Annotated in this window: 24 protein-coding genes; 18 read left to right on the top strand and 6 right to left on the bottom strand. The window is 50.9% G+C overall.

What is annotated here, in order from left to right; translation table 11 throughout:
* Positions 1 to 71 precede the first annotated feature (71 nt).
* The 7 genes from QWF21_RS12945 (at position 72) to QWF21_RS12915 (ending at position 6,457) form a co-directional block, all read left to right on the top strand.
* Positions 72 to 518: a hypothetical protein gene (locus QWF21_RS12945; protein WP_330088473.1), complete on the top strand. Its 447-nt coding sequence runs from the start codon at positions 72 to 74 to the stop codon at positions 516 to 518.
* A 154-nt stretch (positions 519 to 672) separates the two neighbouring features.
* The gene (locus QWF21_RS12940) at positions 673 to 1,098 is read left to right on the top strand and encodes an RDD family protein (protein ID WP_330088472.1); all 426 of its coding nucleotides are present in this window, start codon (positions 673 to 675) and stop codon (positions 1,096 to 1,098) included.
* Between the two features lie 153 nt (positions 1,099 to 1,251).
* Complete coding sequence (locus QWF21_RS12935) at positions 1,252 to 2,310, top strand: hypothetical protein (protein ID WP_330088471.1); 1,059 nt, start codon at positions 1,252 to 1,254, stop codon at positions 2,308 to 2,310.
* A gap of 306 nt (positions 2,311 to 2,616) precedes the next feature.
* On the top strand, positions 2,617 to 3,984 hold the full coding sequence (locus tag QWF21_RS12930) for a hypothetical protein (protein ID WP_330088470.1): 1,368 nt from the start codon (positions 2,617 to 2,619) through the stop codon (positions 3,982 to 3,984).
* Position 3,985: 1 nt separating this feature from the next.
* Entirely contained in the window at positions 3,986 to 5,407 is a 1,422-nt protein-coding gene (locus QWF21_RS12925; protein ID WP_330088469.1) for a hypothetical protein, read from the top strand.
* Positions 5,408 to 5,490: 83 nt separating this feature from the next.
* Entirely contained in the window at positions 5,491 to 5,892 is a 402-nt protein-coding gene (locus tag QWF21_RS12920) for a GFA family protein (protein ID WP_330088468.1), read from the top strand.
* Positions 5,893 to 5,992: 100 nt separating this feature from the next.
* Positions 5,993 to 6,457 (top strand): VOC family protein, encoded by a 465-nt coding sequence (locus QWF21_RS12915; RefSeq protein WP_330088467.1) that lies wholly within the window; start codon positions 5,993 to 5,995, stop codon positions 6,455 to 6,457.
* Between the two features lie 29 nt (positions 6,458 to 6,486).
* On the opposite strand, the gene QWF21_RS12910 is transcribed toward QWF21_RS12915, so the two are convergent.
* The 3 genes from QWF21_RS12910 to QWF21_RS12900 form a co-directional block, all read right to left on the bottom strand.
* Complete coding sequence (locus QWF21_RS12910; protein ID WP_330088466.1) at positions 6,487 to 7,482, bottom strand: AraC family transcriptional regulator; 996 nt, start codon at positions 7,480 to 7,482, stop codon at positions 6,487 to 6,489.
* Positions 7,483 to 7,564: 82 nt separating this feature from the next.
* Positions 7,565 to 8,518 carry an alpha/beta hydrolase gene (locus QWF21_RS12905; protein ID WP_330088465.1) on the bottom strand — a complete coding sequence of 318 codons (954 nt, stop codon included), beginning with the start codon at positions 8,516 to 8,518 and terminating at the stop codon, positions 7,565 to 7,567.
* Positions 8,518 to 10,785, bottom strand: coding sequence for a TonB-dependent receptor (locus QWF21_RS12900; RefSeq protein WP_330088464.1), 2,268 nt, complete (start codon positions 10,783 to 10,785; stop codon positions 8,518 to 8,520). The genes QWF21_RS12905 and QWF21_RS12900 overlap by 1 nt, the downstream gene beginning before the upstream one ends.
* Positions 10,786 to 10,899: 114 nt before the next feature.
* On the opposite strand from QWF21_RS12900, the gene QWF21_RS12895 reads away from it, so the two are divergent.
* Positions 10,900 to 11,226 (top strand): DUF2200 domain-containing protein, encoded by a 327-nt coding sequence (locus QWF21_RS12895; protein WP_330088463.1) that lies wholly within the window; start codon positions 10,900 to 10,902, stop codon positions 11,224 to 11,226.
* A 27-nt stretch (positions 11,227 to 11,253) separates the two neighbouring features.
* Positions 11,254 to 12,195: a carboxylesterase family protein gene (locus QWF21_RS12890; protein WP_330088462.1), complete on the top strand. Its 942-nt coding sequence runs from the start codon at positions 11,254 to 11,256 to the stop codon at positions 12,193 to 12,195.
* A gap of 75 nt (positions 12,196 to 12,270) precedes the next feature.
* Here the strand turns inward: QWF21_RS12890 and QWF21_RS12885 are convergent, their stop codons facing one another.
* A complete protein-coding gene (locus tag QWF21_RS12885) occupies positions 12,271 to 12,570 on the bottom strand; it encodes a type II toxin-antitoxin system RelE/ParE family toxin (RefSeq protein WP_330088461.1) in 300 nt (99 codons plus the stop codon).
* 8 nt (positions 12,571 to 12,578) lie between these two features.
* Complete coding sequence (locus tag QWF21_RS12880) at positions 12,579 to 12,821, bottom strand: type II toxin-antitoxin system Phd/YefM family antitoxin (RefSeq protein ID WP_330088460.1); 243 nt, start codon at positions 12,819 to 12,821, stop codon at positions 12,579 to 12,581.
* Positions 12,822 to 13,215: 394 nt separating this feature from the next.
* Between QWF21_RS12880 and QWF21_RS12875 the strand changes: the two genes are divergently transcribed.
* The 4 genes from QWF21_RS12875 (at position 13,216) to QWF21_RS12860 (ending at position 17,204) form a co-directional block, all read left to right on the top strand.
* A complete protein-coding gene (locus QWF21_RS12875) occupies positions 13,216 to 14,229 on the top strand; it encodes a DUF1852 domain-containing protein (protein ID WP_330088569.1) in 1,014 nt (337 codons plus the stop codon).
* On the top strand, positions 14,229 to 15,260 hold the full coding sequence (locus tag QWF21_RS12870) for a methionine synthase (protein WP_330088459.1): 1,032 nt from the start codon (positions 14,229 to 14,231) through the stop codon (positions 15,258 to 15,260). Before QWF21_RS12875 ends, QWF21_RS12870 begins: the two co-directional genes overlap by 1 nt.
* A 308-nt stretch (positions 15,261 to 15,568) precedes the next feature.
* Positions 15,569 to 16,216, top strand: coding sequence for a flagellin (locus QWF21_RS12865; protein WP_330088458.1), 648 nt, complete (start codon positions 15,569 to 15,571; stop codon positions 16,214 to 16,216).
* Between the two features lie 85 nt (positions 16,217 to 16,301).
* Entirely contained in the window at positions 16,302 to 17,204 is a 903-nt protein-coding gene (locus QWF21_RS12860) for a phosphatidylinositol-specific phospholipase C (protein ID WP_330088457.1), read from the top strand.
* Between the two features lie 99 nt (positions 17,205 to 17,303).
* Here QWF21_RS12860 and QWF21_RS12855 read toward each other — a convergent pair whose 3' ends face one another.
* Positions 17,304 to 18,299, bottom strand: coding sequence for an SMP-30/gluconolactonase/LRE family protein (locus QWF21_RS12855; protein ID WP_330088456.1), 996 nt, complete (start codon positions 18,297 to 18,299; stop codon positions 17,304 to 17,306).
* A 162-nt stretch (positions 18,300 to 18,461) separates the two neighbouring features.
* Here QWF21_RS12855 and QWF21_RS12850 point away from each other — a divergent pair, with 162 nt between their 5' ends.
* The 5 genes from QWF21_RS12850 to QWF21_RS12830 form a co-directional block, all read left to right on the top strand.
* Positions 18,462 to 18,806, top strand: coding sequence for a thiol-disulfide oxidoreductase DCC family protein (locus tag QWF21_RS12850; protein ID WP_330088455.1), 345 nt, complete (start codon positions 18,462 to 18,464; stop codon positions 18,804 to 18,806).
* Positions 18,807 to 18,816: 10 nt separating this feature from the next.
* Positions 18,817 to 19,152, top strand: a complete 336-nt coding sequence (locus tag QWF21_RS12845; RefSeq protein ID WP_330088454.1) for a hypothetical protein — start codon at positions 18,817 to 18,819, stop codon at positions 19,150 to 19,152.
* A gap of 144 nt (positions 19,153 to 19,296) precedes the next feature.
* Positions 19,297 to 19,551, top strand: a complete 255-nt coding sequence (locus QWF21_RS12840; protein WP_330088453.1) for an addiction module protein — start codon at positions 19,297 to 19,299, stop codon at positions 19,549 to 19,551.
* 324 nt (positions 19,552 to 19,875) lie between these two features.
* On the top strand, positions 19,876 to 20,757 hold the full coding sequence (locus tag QWF21_RS12835; protein WP_330088452.1) for a hypothetical protein: 882 nt from the start codon (positions 19,876 to 19,878) through the stop codon (positions 20,755 to 20,757).
* A 301-nt stretch (positions 20,758 to 21,058) separates the two neighbouring features.
* A partial coding sequence (locus QWF21_RS12830) for a type II toxin-antitoxin system RelB/DinJ family antitoxin (RefSeq protein ID WP_456237615.1) occupies positions 21,059 to 21,277 on the top strand: 219 nt, incomplete at its 3' end.

The raw sequence follows: 21,277 nt of genomic DNA, 5'->3' as shown, positions 1-21,277 counted from the left end.
TCGCCATGCTGGACCATAGCCCCGCAGTGCTTGGATTACAACCTGTGCTCTCAACGGAGAAAGATAATTGAATGGATACTCTGCCTAAACTAAAAAAATTGCCCACCCCCTGGTTGTATGTGGTGCTTTACCGCACTTTTTTGGGGGCGGCACTGGCGTATTATCTGGCGGATATGGTTGGCAGGCCTATGCTGCAGCAATTGCTTTTTTTTGCGTTGCTTGCGGTAGTGACAGTGGTGATTGAGCAGTGGCCAAGAGGTGCTTTTAAACCTTATGCAGCCAAGGTGCAGCAAGGCACTATCAGTTTGTTGGGGGTGGAGTTCAAGCTGGCTGATACAGAGTACGTGCACTATGAAGTGAGCCAGCGTTCCTGCCATCGAGTAAGTATTAAACAAGCAGGGTATCTGCCAGTAGTGTTGCAGGTCACCCAGGCCGATTTTTTGGAGAACAACCGGCTATTGCATTTTCTGCAGCAGCATTACCCTGCCTTGCAAGTGGTTGATGAGCTAAGCCGCTAGCTGCAGTATTATTCATGAGTAAGGGAATAAAGTCTTTTAAGGTGTTGCTGGTGTTCTCTAGACAATGCACGCGCTCGTTCATTAGCGGGGCTTTATTAGGGAAATCAGTGACATTATCGTTGTTGCTTAGCGCACTATTTTACAGGAGTACGAAATGAAGGATGTGGAATACGCTGGTTTTTGGGTTCGGGTGGGTGCTGCTTTGATTGACAGTGTGCTGTTTATGCTGGTGATTTTACCGATCATTACCCTTATTTACGGCAAAGAGTACTGGTTGGCAGATGCATACGAGCTAAGAGGCTGGGGCCTGATGTTAAACTATGTATTCCCAGCCATCGCTGTGGTTTTATTTTGGGTTTATAAATCGGCAACCCCAGGAAAAATGCTGCTGGGTCTTAAAGTGGTAGACGCCAGCACCGGCCAGCACGTTCCCACCGGTCGATTGGTGCTGCGCTATCTGGGGTATTACCTTGCCAGTATCCCGCTGTTGCTTGGTATTATCTGGGTGGGTTTTGATAAAAAGAAGCAGGGATGGCACGATAAGCTGGCAGGGACTTTGGTGGTAAAAAACACCCGTTAAAAGCGCTGTTAGCTCATCTTAGAGTTCGTCTTACTCTGATTGGGGGCAGCTTATTCATTAAGTAAGAAATTTTTGTCTCAATAACTGATAAATCAGCATAGAATGCTGCACTGAAGCTTGCTTTAAATGCAGTTTTTTCATTCGGAGATACAAGTGAAAGTAAATACATTGGCTATTGTTGTTAGTTTCATTCTTGGTGGGGTCGCTGGTGCTGTTGCATTGAAGCAGTTGGATAGGGTGGGCCCGCAAACTGGCGCTTCACAGCATAGCCTGACAACTCTGGAGCTTGGAAGTACTAGCCGTGGAGAGTTAACTCAGGCTAGTGCCATCAATTTAAAAGATGGTTCACGTTACCAGGCATTCAGATTTCTGCCAGCTCAAGCTGGTTTGTTGCGCATCCAGCAGCATGGGGCTCTTGAAGGCCACTTGACGCTATTGAATGCAGACCATGAAATCATTCAAAACAGCGTCCTGGATGAGCTTTATGTCTTGATTGATGAAACCAGTCGTCAAACACCTTTAACACTGGTTGTCAGTGGTGCCTCTGCCAGTGCCTATGGGCCTTTTCGGCTGGAAACGGAATGGCTGGAGGTAATGAGCGAAAGGAGCCTGGAGGTAAACCAGGAAGTGACCGGTTATCTTACTGGCTCAGTAAACCAGTACGAGGTTACGATAGAGCAGTTCGGCATGTATCAATTTGATATGAGCAGTTCCAAGCTGGATAGCTACCTGACACTGACTGGTTTGGGACTAAACCAGACCGATGATGACGGTGGAGATGGTTTGAATGCTCGCCTTGTATTGATGCTGCAACCCGGGGTTTATCAGTTGGGTGCTTCAACCTCATACAGTGTCGAAGAGCATGGCTTTGGCCAGTACCAACTTCGGCTGCAGCAGCTCAATACGATGCAGGATTTGCAGCAAGGTGGTGAACTGGAAGTGGGGCAACGAGTGCAGGGGATGATGCAGCAGAGTGAAGTCGTTGAGTACAGCTTTAGCCTGCAACAGGAACGACGACTGCGGATTGCTCTGGACTCTGACTCTTTTGATACCGTACTGGAAGTGCAAGGGGCCGGGATCCGCTTCTCGGATGATGATGGTGGCATCGGTACCAACTCATTGATCCATGAAACCTTTCCTGCCGGAGACTATCGGATCCAGGTGATGGCCTATGGCGCAGGCCAAGGCGTTTTCTCACTGCGTATTCACTAAACTCTGCTCCTGGATGCGGTGTTCTTTTGCTCTGTATCCGGGCCTAATCAAGCTGGTGCAAGGTTCCGCCCTTGCCGGCTTGGTTGCGGCCAAGTTACCTTTGTGCATGCAGTGTTCGCTGGATGAGCCAACTGCGTCAGAAAGTAGTACTTAACGTATGGCATAACCTAGGGCGCTTTATCAAGGCTGCAGCATTGGTAGCAACCTTGATTCATGAATTATCGTATTTTTCTCAGAACTTTATCCCGTCTTTGTTGTGGGCTTTCGCTATACCCAATGGGCATGTAGCAGACAAGGACAACGAAAATGATAAAGTTAACCGCTATTGTAAGTATCTGGACACTATGCTTTTCTTTTAACCTGCTGGCAGCAGCATCTGCGGAACTGGCCTGGCGCAATGCTGTGTCACCACCCCCAGCTGACTGGCAAGGACCTGTTTTCCAGTTAAGCCATAATTATCCAACAGAAATGCCGGCACCTTGCGATAAGTCGGTATGCAAGTGGCTGGATGGCCCGGCAAATTTGTTTAACACCGATTTTAGCGAGCAGGGCGTGCCGGCGTGGGATCAACAGTGGCAGGATTACATCATGCATATTTTGAATTATGTGCGTGAACAACAGGATCCGTATTTGCGCAATGAGCAAGGCTGGAAAGTGCAGGTGAGTGGCAGCACCCGCTGGTTTCATGTACCCTGGATGGCCTACGATCCCACCACCGGCCGTGAGTTTATTCATGGCCTCACTAACGAAAGAACGGCAGTGTTGTCGGACTTTTTTGGTAAGCGCGGCCTGCATGGTTTGCCGGCGGCAGGCCAAGCGATGGCCGAGCCCCGTTTTGAAACCTGGGCTTTTGGTGTCTACAACCCGCATGGGGCTTATGTGCTGGGGCAGGCCTGGGCGAAAGACGGTAAACCGGTGATGACCGACTATGCCGGCAAGTTGACGCAGGCCGGGCTACCGTTTCCTGAGGGGACTGTTGTGGCCAAACTGCTGTTCTCTACCGTCACGCCAGAGGATGTGGCTTACCTTGCTGGTGCACCTGCCTGGATGGCAAACCGGCATATCGAGCAGAACAATCAGTTTTATTGCCAGCGCAACCCCCAGCCGGTGCATCTGGTGCAGTTGGATGTCGCCGTGGTGGACTCTCGCTCGCCGACCAACTGGGTCTATGGAACTTTTGCCTACAATGCCGGTATGAAGGGTGAAACCCCCTGGGATAATTTAAGCCCGGTTGGTTTGCAGTGGGGTATGGATCCATGGACTTTCCCCGCGGTGCCAAAGGGGGAGAGTATTGCTGCCCGGCAGTCGGTACTTAACCAGTCCGATATCAATGTGCAGGCGGAGCATTTTGGCTGTCAGCAACGGCTGGCTGGTCCGGTCGATAATAAACTATCCTCTTGTTTGTCGTGCCATGGCAATGCGTTTGCCAGCCCGGATGGCCGCCAGTTAGAGCCATTCTCGCCGAATATCTTTGGCTTTGAAGGCCAGTGTGAGCAGTATTCGGCAGAGAATGTCGCTTACTTTCAAAACCTGAAGTACCCGATGGGGCCGGTCAGTGGTTCTTTCCCAAATACCGTTAGCTTTGATACCTCGCTGCAAATGTGGGTGGCGTTTGGCCAATACTGGCAGCATGCACGGGATGGTGCTGCGCAGCCTTGTCAGGGAGGGCACTGAGATGAAAGCCTTTGCATGGATGACGTTGCTGGCAGCTCTGGCTTTGCCGCTGATGGCGGCTGGCCCTGGTTACCCCTACCCGTTAACACCAAATGTATCCGGGCACTTGTTGGCAGAAGTACCGCCACAGCCTTTTGCGGCCTTCCCGGTTGATAACCGGCCCTACTTTGATTATTTTATGTGGCAAAACTTTATTGCACTGATGTGGCCTGCTGCACCGGGTAGCCATGGCAGTGCCTATCGACCGGATGATCCTGCGGTGTTTGGCCACTACTTCGATGGCAGGCAGCCGGTGTGGCTGGGTTTTAAAACCGCCAATGATCTGTTTCCGCAAAATAGCGATACTCCTATCGGCTGGGAACAACCCAATGGTGCTGCCGCTTGCCGAAATCTGGAGCAGCAGGGGCGAAGCGTGCTCACGACCGGTAGTAAGATGGGCACCATTGCCGATGAAATCAATCAGGCGTTTGGCGGGCCTTTACCGGATCAGACCGGCTTATTTACCCGCTATGAAGTACGGGTGAACCGGGTGATGTATGATTATGTGCGCCAGCATGGCTACTACAACAAAGCCAACTGGCCCGCCAGTGGTGGCATTCAATTACCGGCAAGCAGTGCAGAGCAGGGGGAAGGAGTGCTGGAAGTGAAGGCTGCCTGGCGTGATCTGGCCAAGGTACCAGGGCCGTACCGACAACGTTTTTTCCAGTTGGAAGCGCTGGCAACAGTTCCCGGCACCTGTCGTACCAATGAGCTAAGTCAAATGATAGTCTGTGATTGCACTCCGATTGTAGCCGGCTTGGTAGGATTTCATATTGCACAGAAAACACCAAACTTCCCCCAGTGGGTGTGGGCAACCTTTGAGCAGGTCGATAACCTGGGCGAAGATGTCAGTACTCCGGCCAGTATGCAGGCGTCGTACTATGATCCTGAGTTGTACAAAAAACACCCCGGCATTACCCGGGCTAATCCGGCCGCGCATCCGGGCTCCAGCCGAGTGCCCGCGGCGGATGATTTTAATCCGCAGCCGATCAATGTGGTTCGGCTGTCGGCCATTGCGGATACACCTAAGCCACCCACTGGTCAGCCGGATATGTCCACGACCGGCCTGAACCAGCAGTACCGCCAGTTGCTGCAGGGCACAGTCTGGCAGCATTACCAACTGATAGGCACCCAATGGCCGACTCTGCCCTCGGCATCACCGCTCACTCCTACCAATGATGACTTTGGCTGTGAGGATGGTACGCCGGTTCAGGCGGGTGGGGTGCCATTCCCGGCTTGTCAGTTGGCCAATGTAACGATGGAAACCTACCATCAGTACGACAGTTGCATGAACTGTCATCAGGGAGCACAACGAGCCGGCGCAGACTTTAGCTGGATCCTGGCTCTTCGAGCCTGGGTGAAGCCAGCCGCCAAAGCTCCCTGAGCTGGTAAAAACTTGTCACAAAAAAATCCAGCAACCGCTGGATTTTCCTTTTATAGTAAAGGCTCCTACGCAAGGAGGTTTTGATGCAAGCACAGTGTTTATGTGGTTCCGTGAAAGTAACCGCCAAGGAGCAACATCAGGTCAGTGTCTGCCACTGCGGTATCTGTCGCCGCTGGGGCGGTGGGCCTTTGTTTGCCGTGCATTGCGGCCAGGATGTTCAATTTGAAGGCCGGGAGTTTGTCACCGATTATTCGTCTTCCGAATGGGCCAATCGCGGATTTTGCCGTCGTTGCGGCACTCATTTGTATTACCATTTGCTGGATGCTAACGAATACATTCTGCCTGCTGGCTTGTTTCAGGATGAAGCAGGCATGGCCCTGACGGAGCAAATCTTTATTGATCAAAAGCCGGATTTTTACAATTTCCTTGAGCAAACCAAGGATTTGACCGAGGCTGAAGTCTTTGCCAAGTTTGCGCCATCCTGAAGTTCAGGATAGCCATGTCCCATACCAGAGTTGGTTGCTGTCCTGGTGAATACAAATGCCCGGATGATGATGACGGGCCTAAGCAACAAGGAGAAGGGTTATGTCGCAAGTTCAAGCAATACCAGAAGGCTACAGCGGAGCCATTCCGTATCTGACCATTAAAAACGCTGCCGATGCCATCGGCTTTTATCAAAAGGCCTTTGGTGCCAAGTTGATCGTAAAAATGGAGATGCCGGGCGGTGGCGTGATGCATGCTGAAATGCGGGTAGGGCAGGCGCTGTTTATGCTGAGCGAACAAAACGATGACTGGGGCACCAAAAGCCCATCGATGTTAGATGGCACTCCGGTTGGCGTGATGATTTATGTGAAGGATGTTGATGCCTTGGTGGAGCAAGCGGTTGCTGCTGGTGCGACCTTAACCATGCCGCCAGCCGATCAGTTTTATGGCGACCGCATGGCTTGTTTGCAGGACCCTTTCGGCCATAACTGGATGTTCTCGACCCATATCGAAGATGTATCAGAGCCAGAGCTGGAACGCCGGGCGAAAGAGATGTTTGGTGGCTAGCTTGCCGTACGGCTAGCCCCTGCCAGCCATCAGCTTTTCCGCTCAGCGTACTGCCGCGGGCTAATGCCATTCCAGCTGCGAAAGGCGCGCTTAAAGCTGCGGGCGTCGGAAAAAGACAGCTTATGGGCAATATCTTCCAAGGTTAGTTGCTGCATCAGCAGCAACTTAGCTTCCTGGTTTAATAACTGCTCTTTGTACTGGCGAAAGCTGGTTCGGTGCGCTGTCAGGCGCCGGCGCAGCGTGGCCACACTGCAGCCTAAGGTGCGGGCTACACTGGCCTGATCGCGTAAACCGGATTCCAAAGCCAATCTGACTTTAAGCGGAAAGCTGGTCGCGCTCTGCTCGAAAGGCTCCGTGCCAAGGCGCTGCAATTCGCTGTAAACCAAGGCAGAGTTCAGGATTTGGCCGTCAGGTCGCTGAATGGCTCGTGTTGCCAACTCTGCCGGGTAGTGCAGCTCAAAACAGCTGGCGGAAAAGCTCAGTGCCGTTTCGGTAAAGGTGGCAGGCAAGGGGGATTGGCTGGCCGCTTGATTCCGACTTTTGATCTTCAATAAAGGCACCGCAGAGCCTGCCAAAGTGGTGATCACCCCATGAATAAACACCAGTACCATATCCAGGTTAAAAGCAATGTACTGGCGGGCATCGGCGGTATAGGGAAAACAGCGATCATCAATGCGGTAAATCAAGTGCCGCTCGTTGCATTCCAGCTGATTGTAGTTGCCCGCATGAATAAAATTATACGCATTAGCCAGTTGCTGCAATGCCTGCTGAATCGTGGTGCAGTGGCAAAGGCTGGACAGCACATAGTCATTAGTCCCCGGCATTAGTGGCCGCTCCGACAAGTGCAGCGACTCATCCTGTACTTCGATGGCAAAACGCTCCAGCAAGCGCAGCATACTGGCAGGGCTGCCTGTATCCCCAGGCGCTGTTTGCTCAATCAGCGCATCCATGCGGACATCATGCGCTGCCATCATCTCAGATAACATCTGCCAGCTGTCTTTGGTCACATGCTCTGTTGCCATCATTGTTTGCCGCTGCTTAATCCTGTAATGACTAAAGCATAACTTGGCTCAGCTGGCAACAGTACCAAAGTGCAGGATCCTATCCCTAGACAAGAGCCAGCAAATCCTCACGCAGTTGCTTTGCCAGCCGGGTTCTGACGTGTTGAGAAATGGGTAAAATACCGAATGAGACAAAGGCATGGATGCTATCGTAGCAATCCAGCCGCTTTAGTAAGCCAAGCGCTTGCAGCCGCTCTGCCAGTACTTTTCCTTCATCCAGCAATGGATCGAAGTTGGCCAGCAACAAAGAGGTTGGGGGCAGATCGTCCAGTTTGGACTGCAATAAGAGCGAGATTTCCGGGTTATCGCTGCGCTCATTATCCGTAAGATACCAGTTGCGGGTATCGTCAATGGCAGACCGTGCCAGCAGATAATCGCCATTGCCAAATTGCAGCCGGGATGGGTAGGCATCGTGTGGGCTGTGTACATCCAGTACCGGATAAATCAGGTACTGGCCCGCAATGGGCAAGTGCAGACTGCGGCTGGCCCTTATGCTGAGTGCCAGCGCCAGGTTGCCACCGGCACTGTCGCCCATCACGGCAATTTTAGTGGCCGAAATGCCGAGCTCAGCCGCTTGATGATGCAACCAGCGCAGAGCAAGACTTGCATCGTCTAGCCCCGCCGGGTAGGGGTGATCTGGTGCTAACCGGTACTCCACACTTAAAAAACGCACACCGCTTTGCTGGCACAGTGAGCGGACCAACGCATCGTAACAATCCAGATCGCCAAGGCTCCAGCCACCGCCGTGTAAAAACAATACGATGGCATCCGGCACTTGCAACTGCTGCGGCTGATACAACCGGGCTGGGACTAAATGGTTGGTGGCGGCCAACTGCAGCGTCTCAACCCGGCAGCCAGGGGCGCTGTCACCGGCCAGTGATAAAAACATGGCCCGCGCGCCAGCACGCGAAGCTTCGATGGTTGGCTTATGCGGCTGCAGCTCCGCCGCCTGTTGGTTAAATTGCTCAAGAAGGGCTGCAGTTGCTTGATCCATGCTCATTAGAAATACCTGTAAGTTAGTTGCAGGCCAAAGGTGCGGGGATCGCCGTAATAACCCAGTTGTACCCCCGGTGAGGCACTTAAATCAAAGCCATGCTGGCGATAGCGTTTATCGGTCAGGTTTTTGCCAAACAGATTCAGTTGCCATTGCTCATTCTGGCTCTGCCAGCTAAGGTACAGATCGTACAGAGCGAAGCCGGGCTGTGCCAGTACATCACTGCTACTGACGGTCAGATAGGTTTTGCTTTTGATACTGACACCAGCATTGAGCGACAGGCTGCCGTGGCTGCCTAAATCAAACCAGTAATCCAGCCCCAGCCGGCCATTCCAGCGCGGTGCATTCACCAGCTCCCGCTCATCGCTGATTTCCTGCTCAAAATCGCCCAGCAGTTCATCGTAGCCACCGGCCAGGTAGCCCAGATTCAGGTTCAGCGTTAAGCTGTCGCTAAGCAAAGCCTGCAGTTCCAGCTCGGCACCATAGGTACTGGCTTTGCCGGCGTTTTCAAACAGCGATAAAAAGGCCCCCGTATCCGGATCAATCGAAAAACGACTGAGCTGGAAGTTTTTGTAATCGTTGTAGAATAAAGCCGAATTTAGCCGCACTTGCTGGCTAAGTAACATCGACTTGGAACCGACTTCATAGCTCCACAGGGTTTCCGGATCGTAGGGCTGGGCAAACGAGGTTAAGCGGCCATTGAAACCACCGCTTTTAAAGCCTTTGCTGATGCTGCTGTACAGCATGGTTTGGGGGGAGTATTGGTAGTTCAGCACGGCGCGTGGGGAAAAATCATTCCAGCTTTGGCTGGCATCGTAGCCAGTCAGGCTATGGCCAATACCGCTGCCAAACACGGCTTTCATGCCTTGTGGCGTAGTCACACCGGTACCCGCGAATTCCTCACCACGATTACTGACCTCTTTTTTCTCACGGGTCCAGCGAGCGCCCAGTGTCAGGCTGAGTGGTTCGCTCAGTTGCAGGGTCAGGTTGCTGTAAATAGCATGGCTGGTATTGGTTTGGTCGCGCAAACCAGCACTAATCACCGGAAATGGAAAGAAAATGCCATCACCCAGTGGCACAAAAAAATCCGGTGCAATGGCGCCACCAAAGCTCCAGGAGTTTTCCTTAAAGTAAAATAGCCCGGATACCAGCGATAAGCGCTCGCTGCGGTACAGCCACTGCAGTTCCTGGCTAAGCTGATCCTGATCTTCATAGCTGTAAATACCAAAACTGGCATCGGGTGAGCCATCGAGGTCCAGATGCGTACGGTAGGTCATTTCCCGGTACGCCGTGATGGATTTCAGGGTAGATTGCTGTAATTGATAATCCAGTGTCAGGGCTACCCCTTTGGTGCGCAATTCTTCACGGTCGTTGAAGTTGGCATTGACCACAAAGGGATCATCGCCCACCGGCAAGAAATCCCCTTTTGGCAGGGAGTAAATAGGCGTTTCCCGGTGCGGGGTACGGGAAAAATCCGGGTTTTGGTTGGAGCCATCCAGCACCAGATAGGCCGAGAAATCATCGGTTGGGGTGTAAAGCAGACTGCCACGCCAGGTGAGCGAGTCTTTATCGTAATCATGCTGACCGGTATGTTGGTTAAAACTAAAGCCATCGCGGCTGTTTTTGGCAATGGCAAAACGACCCGCCAGTTGATCTTCGAGCAGAGGGCCTGTCACGCTGCCTTTTACGCCACGTTGATTAAAGTTGCCTGCCATCAGGCTGAGATAGCCTTCCGGTATGTCACTGGGGCGGGCGCTGGTAAATTTCACGGCGCCGCCGATGGTGTTGCGGCCGTACAGAGTTCCCTGCGGGCCGCGCAGCACTTCAATTTGTTGTGGATCGACCACATCCAGAAAAGCGCCTTGCACCCGGCCCAGATAAACATCATCCAGGTAAATGCCAACGCCGGGATCATTAAAGGAAATCGAGTCCAGCTGGCCGACACCACGAATATAGACCACCGCATTGGCGGCATCGCCGACATGCAGGTTCAGGTTTGGCACCAGAGCTTCCAGTTGACCCAGGTTTTGAATCTGGTACTGTTCCAGCTCGGAGCTGGATAAAGCGGTAACGGCAATCGGCACTCGCTGCAGGTTTTCGGTTTGCCGGGTCGCTGTTACTTCGATAACTTCGATACTGCGGCTGGCCGCTTGCTCTGTGTTTGCTTCCTCGGCATTGGTTAAATGTGAGCTCAGTGCACTGAATAGTGCCAGCGGTAATACACCGAGGCGAAATGGAATCGTGCTGTATTGTTGTCGTTGTTGTACAGTCATCACAGGATCCTTACCTTGTCGTAGGCTTTCATAGTAAGCCAGTGGAGGGAAGGGGCAAGGACAGAAGCCGTCAACTTTGGGGGTTAAAATCGCTCACAAGTTAGAGTCGCTCAGTTGACTTTTTCTGCGGTCTACCAGCACTATGTCTCCAAAGTTGAAAAGAAAGGGCGAACTCTGGCAGAGCTGCATCAGGTCATTGCCTGGCTGACCGGCTTTGATGACAAAGACCTGGAGTGCCTGATTGAGAGTGAGGCCACCTTTGAGCAATTCTTTGCTAAAGCCAAGCTCAACCCAAATGCCAGCCTGATCACTGGCACCATTTGCGGCTATCGCATTGAAGACATCGAGACCACCTTAACCAGGCAAGTCAGATATCTGGACAAACTGGTGGACGAACTGGCCAAAGGCCGTAAGATGGAAAAAATCTTACGAACAGCCTAATCCAGGTCTTTTTGCCGCGGAGTGATGATGAAACAGCAATTAGCTGCAGGTGTGTTGGCCATAGTGCTTATGGTGCTCGTTGCGTGCGATAGTCGCGTCCCGGCTCAGCGTCAGCTTGAAAGTGACGCTAAGCTGCTGCGGCTTGATTATCAAAGCAGTATTGATAATCTGCCACGGCAGTATTTTGTCTATTTACCGGTTGGTTACCAGCAAGAAAGTGACAAACAGTGGCCAGTGTTACTGTTTTTACACGGCAATGGCGAACGGGGGAATGGCCTGGATGAGTTGGATTACACCTTAATTCATGGCCCTTTGTATGAAGCCTGGGTGCAAAAGCGCGAGCTGCCGTTTATTATCGTGGTGCCGCAGCTGCCTATGTTTGATATGGGGCAGTTGCCTTACATTGCGAACCGTTCACCGGCGGATATTCCACAGCGTCTGACGGATGGCGTACCGCCGCGGCCGGATAGTTTTCCATCCAGCGCACCTATTGCTCCAGCAGCCGCTGTGACGGATATGAGCACAGTGCCGGCACTGCTGCCAGATGGCTGGGAAACCGCAGAACTAGATCTACTGCTGATCCTGCAACAGGTGCAGGCGAAGTTCCACACCGATCCTACGCGCCTTTACTTAACCGGCATCAGTTATGGTGGCTTTGGCAGTTGGTTTATGGCCAGCCAGCACCCGCAGTTATTTGCTGCGGTTGCACCGGTAGTGGGTTGGGGCCACCCGGATTTAATGCCGCCTATCGCACAAGCACAAACCCCGCTTTGGGTATTCGCCGCCGGGCGGGATTCAGCCATAAATAAAGATTACTTTTATCCCGGTATTGAAACCCTGCGCCAACTGGGCCATTACAACGTCCGCTTTAGTATGTTAGAGCAGGCAGAACATGACGCCTGGCGCCAGGTGTATGCCGGGCAGGATCTCTACGATTGGTTGTTGCAGCGCCAAAAGCCGGTTGAGTGAGCGGTAGCATACCTGCCACAGTAAAAGCTAAGAGAGCTTCCTTGTCGTCTTAGTTACCGCAGAGTCGCTGTCATGCTATGGCAGGTGCTTTTGTGGCAGTTGTGGTTGCCCTAATACGGCCACGATCAGAATAAAGCCGTCTTCTTTTGTGAAGTAGGTGGTATGTTTGCCAATCGGGAAATAGAATCCATTGGGGTAGATGTCGTTGCAACTGCGCCCCAGTTCAGGATTATCGGCCAACATTTGAAAGCCAGACAGCAGACTTGCTTTGTATTTTAGCCACTGTGATTCAGAGAAATTTGTTAGGGTGTAATCTCTAATTGCACGCAAATGTGCCTGTGCCAGGCTGCTTAGCTGAAAGCTTTTCTGTTGCATCAATGGCTTTAGAGCGTGTTAAGAAAACTTTCGCCATCAACCACCTTGCCGTTGGCCAGGTCCTTCTTCGCAGCATCGAAGCACTGTTTCAAATACTCCGCCTTCATCGCCTCCAATGCTTCAAAATCATGAATAGACATCACCACCACAGCATCTTTACTGTTTTTGCTGATTTTAATCGGCTCCCGCTGCGCATTGAGCAGCAACTCGCCAAAATTCCGCTTTGCATCATTTGCGGTTAATGTTTGCATTGTAAAGCTCCATTGCTAACCACCCCCTAGAGTATAACGTATCGCACAAAGCGGTCAATATGCTTAAATCGTGCGATTGGTGCGGGTATCTGGCAGTGGTCATCGTTTTAGTCTGTCTATCACATGCTCTCCCAATAGCTACTTATCACCAGCACTTTATGGCTATGCAGCAAAGCAGTTGCTGAGAGGAGAATGGCACTATGAAAATTTTTCATACTGCACCTGAAATATCACCATTTTCCTTCCCCGAATTTTGCGCGTATAACACATTCATGGTTGCCGTTTAGATGTCCAGATGCCTAATTGACATCGGATGCACTGGCAACAAATGCATGCAACAGGGTTTGCCGCTCGCAAAGCAGCAGCCTAGGTAACAGACAACGGGGTAGCAAAGATTATGAACAACTTTACATTTAGCATTAAGAGCATCGCTTTTGACGAGCATTATCAGCCGGCCGACAACACCCGCATCACCACCAACTTTGCCAATTTGGCCAGAGGGGCCAGTCGTCAGCAGAATTTGCGCAAAACCCTGGCGATGATCGACCGCCGCTTTAATGCACTGGCGCCCTGGGATAACCCAAATGCCGATCGCTATGCGGTGCAACTGGACATTATTTCCGTCGATATCCACATCCAAGGCAAAGCGCAGGGGTTCCCGGCGATAGAAGTGCTTAAAACCAGTATCATTGATCGCAAAACCAAGCAGCGGATTGAAGGCATTGTTGGCAATAACTTTTCGTCCTATGTGCGCGATTATGATTTCAGTGTGGTATTGCTGGAACACAACAAAAACAAGCCCAATTTCAGCATTCCGCCAAACTTTGGTGATGTGCACGGCAAACTGTTTCAGTGCTTTGTCAGCTCCAGCGAGTACCAGCAGCACTTTCGCAAGCCGCCGGTGATTTGCCTCAGCGTATCCGACAACAAAACCTACCAGCGTACCAGGAATTGGCACCCGGTGCTGGGCGTGGAGTATCAGCCGGATGACAGCTCGCTGACCGAGCAGTACTTCAAAAAAATGGGCTTGAATGTGCGCTACTTTATGCCGGCTCAAAGCGCCGCGCCGCTGGCGTTTTATTTCTTTGGCGATTTGCTCAATGACTACAGCAATCTGGAGCTGATTGGCACCATCAGCACCATGGAAACCTTTCAAAAAATATACCGGCCGGAAATTTACAGTGCCCATGCTGCGGCAGGGGAGCGCTATCAGCCCAATCTGAAAAACCCGGATCACGCCGCAACCGACATCGTCTACGATCGGGAAGAGCGCAGCCGGCTGGCGGTGGAGCAGGGCCGGTTTGCCCAAGAGCACTTTATCAAGCCGCACCAGCAGCTGCTGGAACAGTGGGCTGCACAGTACCCTATACCTGAAATTTCGTTAACTGAAGAGCGGGCGATTGCATGATGAAAAGACTACTTCCAACCTCTACCGCCGGCAGCCTGCCCAAACCATCCTGGCTGGCTGAGCCTGAAACCCTGTGGTCGCCCTGGAAATTGCAGGGCCAGGAGTTAACCGATGGCAAGCAGGATGCGTTGCGCCTGGCACTGCACGAGCAGCAACAAGCCGGGCTGGATATTGTCAGCGACGGCGAGCAATCGCGGCAGCATTTTGTCACCACCTTTATTGAACATTTAGATGGCGTGGACTTTGCCAAACGCGAAATCATGCGCATTCGCAATCGCTACGAAGCCAGCGTACCCTCGGTGGTGGGGGCGGTCAGCCGGCAAAAACCGGTCTTTGTGGAGGATGCGCGCTTTTTACGTCAGCAAACCAAACAACCCATCAAATGGGCGCTGCCAGGCCCGATGACCATGATCGACACCCTGTACGATGGCCACTACAAAAGCCGCGAGCAGCTGGCCTTTGAGTTTGCCAAAATTCTCAATCAGGAAGCCAAAGAGTTGGTGGCAGCTGGGGTGGATATTATTCAGTTCGACGAGCCGGCTTTTAATGTGTTTTTTGACGAAGTGAATGACTGGGGCATTGCTGCCTTAGAGCAGGCGATAGCCGGCCTTGACTGCGAAACTGCTGTGCATATTTGCTATGGTTACGGCATCAAGGCCAATACCGACTGGAAGCAAACACTGGGCTCGGAATGGCGTCAGTACGAGGCTGTGTTTCCAAAGCTACGAGAGTCCTCCATCGATATCATCTCGCTGGAGTGCCACAACTCCCGGGTGCCGCTGGACTTGCTGGCGCTTATTCGCGGCAAAAAAGTGATGGTAGGTGCCATTGATGTGGCAAACCACAGCATTGAAACCCCGGAGGAGGTCGCCACCACGCTGCGCCAGGCACTGCAGTTTGTCGATGCCGACAAGCTCTACCCATGCACCAACTGCGGCATGGCGCCACTGCCGCGCCAGATTGCGCGCGGTAAACTTCAGGCTTTAACAGCAGGTGCTGCGATGGTTCGCACTGAGCTTACCAGCAGCTAAATGTGCGAAGGCGTTTCATGGTTGCAGAAAATACGCTCTATTGTAAATTATAGCTGACAACAGGCGGTCGCTGGAGCTTAACCCACTGTCCGCCAGGGGCAGCTACGTCATGGATACATCATATCAACCAAATGAGTGGTGATGTTTCGTAAGGTGTGGCTTTTGAAAGTAAAGGGCTTTTGAAGTAACTAATTTGCAAATGAAGCTTGTGTAAACTACTTTTTAACTGTTGGTGTTTTTTGGTTGATTGATCAATCAGGTTTTCCAATGCAAACGATGACTATCACAGTTGATTAGGAGAAAAGCACATGACAACACTGCACAACAATGAGTTTGTCTTCAACATTGAAGGACTCTCAGAGATTTCTTTTACAGAAAAAGATCACAAAATTACGCAGGGCCAGCCTTATCAGGGCGTGAGCTGCAAAGGGACGACACTAACCGTCAAAGCGGGCCGCCACAACTCAAGTGATGTTGCGAAGTGGTTTCTAAACAACACCAAAGGTGGCGGGGTCATCGCTAAAACATTTAACGATGAACAACCTGAAGCGCTTAATTTTGCAGTGCGAGGGACCTTAGTGCTGCACATCAAAGGTGTTGCTTACACCCTTGACGATTTTGTTGTAGGCCAAGGACACTTTGAGACCCATAATAACTGGTGGATTGGCTCTAAACAAATGTTTGGTGTGACCTGGAAAGAAGTCAACCAACAGTATATAGAAGGCTTGGTTGAAGATACGCTGAATGTGGTCAGTGACATTATTTCAGAGGACCCGGTAGGTAGCATCGTCAATAGCGCCAAGCTCATCTATGACATTCTGAACAAACGCAAAGTTGGTTCTGGCTCTATAGCTGCGCGCACCAGCGAGTCAGCTTCAGCGGTAGAATTGTTCTTATTCCAAATGGACAATTCGGATACCAACGCAGTGATGACTGGTCATTACAAACACCCTTAAGTCTTATCCAATAAGGCCAGACCATAGACTTTATCTCATGGGGACTGGCCGTTATCTGAACGGGTAGACAAGATCGGAGCATGCGATGACTGATGTAACCACAAAAAACTGGATGAAGGCGCTGGATAAACGTTTAACATTAGACCAAATATCTATGCCTGGGACTCATGACTCAGGTACAGCAAAAGCACCGCCTGGCGCTGCCCGAACACAAAATTTTGGTATTTATACGCAGCTAAACGATGGTATTCGTTTTCTTGATATCCGTGTTGATGCAAACGGTTCTGAGTCTGATCCCCTCAATATTTATCATGGCATCATCAGCTGTGGTATTTCTTTGGGGAATGTGCTTGATGATTGTCTCATTTTTCTGTTAAAAAACCCCAGCGAAACACTGGTTATGCTCATGGACGCCGCAACTGGAAGCGTTAAAAACGTACAAGAAAAATTTGATGATTACATCGCGCAAGAGAAATATCAGAGCTTGTTTTATTTGGAAAGCAGAGTGCCCACATTGCAGCAGTGTCAGGGTAAAATAGTGCTGTTAAGGCGCTTTGCAGGCAACACTGGCATCGATTTATCCTATGGCTGGAAAGTGAATGAAACGTTCACCTTAACAACACCAGAACAGCAAGTCTTTGAGATCGAAGATCAATACAAAGAGCATAATACGCATAAAAAACTGGCGGCGGTTGAAGCATCAATAAACAGTGCCATCACAAACCCTGATGATGGTGTGATGCACATTACCTACAATAGTATTGCGCAAGGTGGGCATACTCCTTACCAGTACGCTTGGGGTGGTGGTCTTAGCAAAGTAGATCCCATGATGAATCCGGGGCTGACTGAGTTTTTACAACGCCAACAAGTAGGAGCAAGGTTTGGCATTGTTGTTTTGGATTTCTACAATAACGAAGCGAGTAATCCAGATAACCGTAACGCTGAGCTCATTATTGCTACCAATCCCGGCGTGGTGTTAGAAAGTTAGCTGCGGTTTCTTCATCGCAATCGCGCAGCCAGAGCCTTTGTCGCAGGGCATGGATGATCCCCTGTGCCTTATGTATCAGCAATGATTGCTTTCCCTGTATCAAGGAGCCAGCTGAATACGCAATAAATACTGGCTGGCGGTAATGTACAGCCAGCTGTTATCGGCATTCAGCGCCACATTGGCTGCTGCTACCCCGGTTTGAATGGTCCCCAGGTGTTCACCCTCTGGCGAAAGCACCCAAACCCCACCAGGCCCGGTTGCCAGTAACACACCAGATGGCATCACCTTTAAACCATCTGGCAGGCCACTGGCTGTTTTGGTGTGCGCTGTGGCATCAAAAAACAGCGTCCCCTTGCCCAAGCTGCCATCCTGCTGCACCGGGTAGCGCCACCACTGCGCAGCATCGGGGTTTGAGTTGGCCACATAGAGCCATTGTTCATCCGGCGAAAATGCCAGGCCATTGGGCCTGGTTAAATCTGTGATCAGCAAGGTCACCGAGCCGTCTGCGCCAAGCCGGTAAACACCATTGACGCTTTGCTGTTTTTCGGCGGATGCATCACCGCCTTTTAAGCCGTACGGGGGATCGGTAAAGTAATAGGCACCGCTGCTGTGCTGCACCAGATCATTCGGGCTGTTAAAAGCTTTGCCCTGATACTGGCTGACCAGGGTTTGATACTGCGGTGGCTGCGTGGTCGCATCCAGCAACACAGCCAGGCGGCGATCGCCATGCTGGGCCAACACCAGTTGATTGTCGGTATTAAAAATCAGGCCATTGGCACCTTCTTGCAGCTGATTGTCCGGATACAGGCCGGTATAGCCCGAAGGCTGCAAATACACCGATAAACCATCGGTTTCACTCCAGCGATACAGGGTATTTTGTGGTACATCGGTAAAGAGCACATCGCCAGTATCCGGCTCCACCACAGGCCCCTCTGACCAGCGAAACCCTTCCGCCAACAATTGCAGCTGAGCATCTGCAGCAATGATCTGCTGCAACTGAGGTGTGTTGGCGACGACCGGCCGCTCCGGCCAGGGCAACGACTCGGCCAGGGCCGGCCCGGCTAAGAACAACAGCATCACGGCAAAAGCGCGCATAAAAAGTTCCTTGGTTGTTTTTGTTGGTCTGATCCAGTGTTAACAGCATAAACCTTAGCATAATGCTAGGCAGCAATTCAGATTAAATACATTGATCGATAAGACGCGTATGCCGTAATTGTTGCAAGAGTTGTTAGCTAACAGCGGAATGGAGCCTTAGCGATGCAAAAACTGTTTTTTGATGGCAGCTGTGCTTTATGCCGGCGTGAAATAAACTGGTTGGCACCCAAACTAAAGCCGCATCTAGAGCTTGTAGATATCAGCGCCGACGGCTTTAGCGGCTTTGCCGGGGTGACGAAAGCGGCGATGATGCAACAAATTCATCTGTGGCGGCATGACCACTTTCTGATTGGCATTGATGCCAGCCTCTACTACTGGCAATTGGCCGGACATACCCGATTGGTGGCGCTGTTACGCCTGCCACCTTGCTATTGGCTGGCCAGCAAAGCCTATGCCTATTGGGCCGCCAAGCGCAGTCATTGCGCTGGCGGCGATTGCGCACTTTAAGGCAGTAAAGATGCCACCACCAAGAATGCGCCGGCGCAATGTCAGCAAAGCTTCAGCCGCCACCGATCAGCATATTTTGCGGCTACACAGCGCCATGGCCGATAAGCTGCTGGCCGAGCCCTGGCGTATCAGCGGTATCCGTCAGACTCTGGAGCAGCGCTATCAGGCCGGGCAGATAAAGCACGGCGGCTACATTCACTGGCACAGTATTTTGGATTGCATTGACCAGCCGGATCTATTTCGCACCGCACTGCTGGATACCGGCGAGCGGATGAAAAAACTGCGTCGCCGCACTGTGCTGGTGGGCATACTCACCGAGCAAGAGCGCGAGGCTCTGCTTGGCTAACTTTTTCGCTCATTGCAGCTGATGGGCAGTTCAAGGGTTCAAGTCAAGGCTTGACCCAATGGACTTCTCACGAAGCATTGGCTGATGAAAGTGGGTAGTGGAGTAAGTCCGTGGCAGAGTGTAAACTTGTCAAAGAGATAAGTCGTGAATGAGGTATTTATGTTGCCTGCTACTGAGCTGATTGAATCTGAGGCACTTTCGCTGCCGGTTTCAGAGCGTGCAGAATTGATAGTGCATCTGCTGGATAGTTTAGAGCCTCGCCCAAAGATTGCTCCTGCCCAAGTTGAAAAAGCTTGGGTGCACGAGGCTAATCGGCGATATCAGTCCTACCAGCAGGGAGAGGAGGAATCCTATTCTGCTGACGAGGTTTTTGCTGACTTAAGGGCGGACGACGATTGAAGCCTATTCGCTAGGAAAAGCGGAAAAATATGTGCTAGTTTTGGCAATATTTAATCCGAGTCTGGAAACTGAAAAATAGCATCTGCGAGTTCGCACATAGCTTGTCGCTCGTAAGCTTCAGGCTTACCCTTTCTAGAAAGTTCTTTAGGGAAAGGGCTAGTGCTGCTCAAAACGACACTGAGTAATTCGATGAACTAAATGGTCAAAGTCAAGACTTGACCCCCTGGGTCTTACTCCAGCTGGCGAGGTAAAGCAAAAAGCTGTTTATTCTATGCTGACCCTGGATTTAACTCTGGTTTAGATTTTTTTGAGGCTTTGGGTGCAATGTTACCATTAAAGTATTCAGTTCTGGCGCTGTGTATATATGCGTCACCATTTACGATATTTGCATCTGAGTTTGATCTGCTTAGTGAGTGCCTGGACAGAAAAAGTGCGTTAGAAGCTGTTAATGTAGATGTGCTAACTTGGAAGCCTATAGAAGAATCAAATCACAAACTTCCAGTGCTAAAATTGTGGGGGCTGTCCATTCCTATTGTAGCAAACCAGTCCCCAGATATTGGCATTTTCAATGACGTGCTATCGAAAAGGCTTGCTTTGTTAGATTTTGACAATGGAAAGCTGCAAACAATAGAAACTGATACTTTTTACTCAAAAAAGCTTAATGAAGAAATAGCTGGGACGCTTGTAAGTGAGGACGATTTGTTCACTATTCTAATGGAGAGCTTCGCCATTAGGTTGTCTGATTTAGACTGTCATGCTTTTCAATTAAGGGACATGGAGTCGGAAAACTATCTTCTACACAGTAGAAAACTAATGCTTCTCTTAGTGAAGGCAAACTACAAACCCTACAAAGCCACGGGAGCAATAGAGTTGCCATCAGGGTTTATCATAACTTTAGAGACAGGTTTTGAATATCACACCATGAGAGGTGGTGTTTCAACGTCTGTGACAGTCTTTACGAATGACTCGGATGATTTATATAGTTTTATCAACACTTTAAATCAACCAGCTAAGAGAGAGTTTACCAGTCATATACTGGACGAAATTGTTGCCATTTGGGATGACGATTCACCTGCTACCTGGATGCGTTTGCACGTTTATTTGAAAAGTATTGATGCGCCACAAACAACATTGGATTTAGTTAGTGAGGTCGCTGAAAAACTGACAATAAAACAAAAAGAACACGCACGTTCTTCTAGCTATTAGCGGGTTAAAGCAAAACAGTGGCTTACCCATTGTGCAATACAATGCCAGCAAGCTTAGCACAGAGCTGGGGCAGGGCTTAACCTTGCTGGAGATTGCACGGAAAAACACCTCACCCCAGCCGGGCCGAACAGGCGTTTGCTTACTTTCATTTTGTTTGAACTGATTGTTGAGTTAAAGTTTCCTGAAGCCAAGTGTGGGAAGCTACAGGACAAAGCAGCTTTTCTCTATCTCTGATTTCAAAATTGACTGTATCGCAAATGAGATACGTGCTGTCAGGGATGAAGATAACCGGAGAATAGTGATGGCACATACGTCGATGCTGCACGTCCGTGTAGATAAACAATTGAAAACTGACGCGGCAGAAAAACTGGCTGACTTCGGCCTGACGGTTTCCGATGCTGTCCGGATACTGCTGACCCGCGTGATCAAAGAAGGCGGTCTGCCAGCGGGATTGACGGCAGATCCAACTGCCCACGATGCCTGGTTCCGGGCCAAGGTGCATGAGGCTTTGGCAGATACC

The sequence above is a fragment of the Alkalimonas mucilaginosa genome, assembly GCF_036327005.1.
Lineage (GTDB): Bacteria > Pseudomonadota > Gammaproteobacteria > Enterobacterales > Alteromonadaceae > Alkalimonas > Alkalimonas mucilaginosa.
This window is presented reverse-complemented; position numbering and strand designations above follow the sequence as displayed.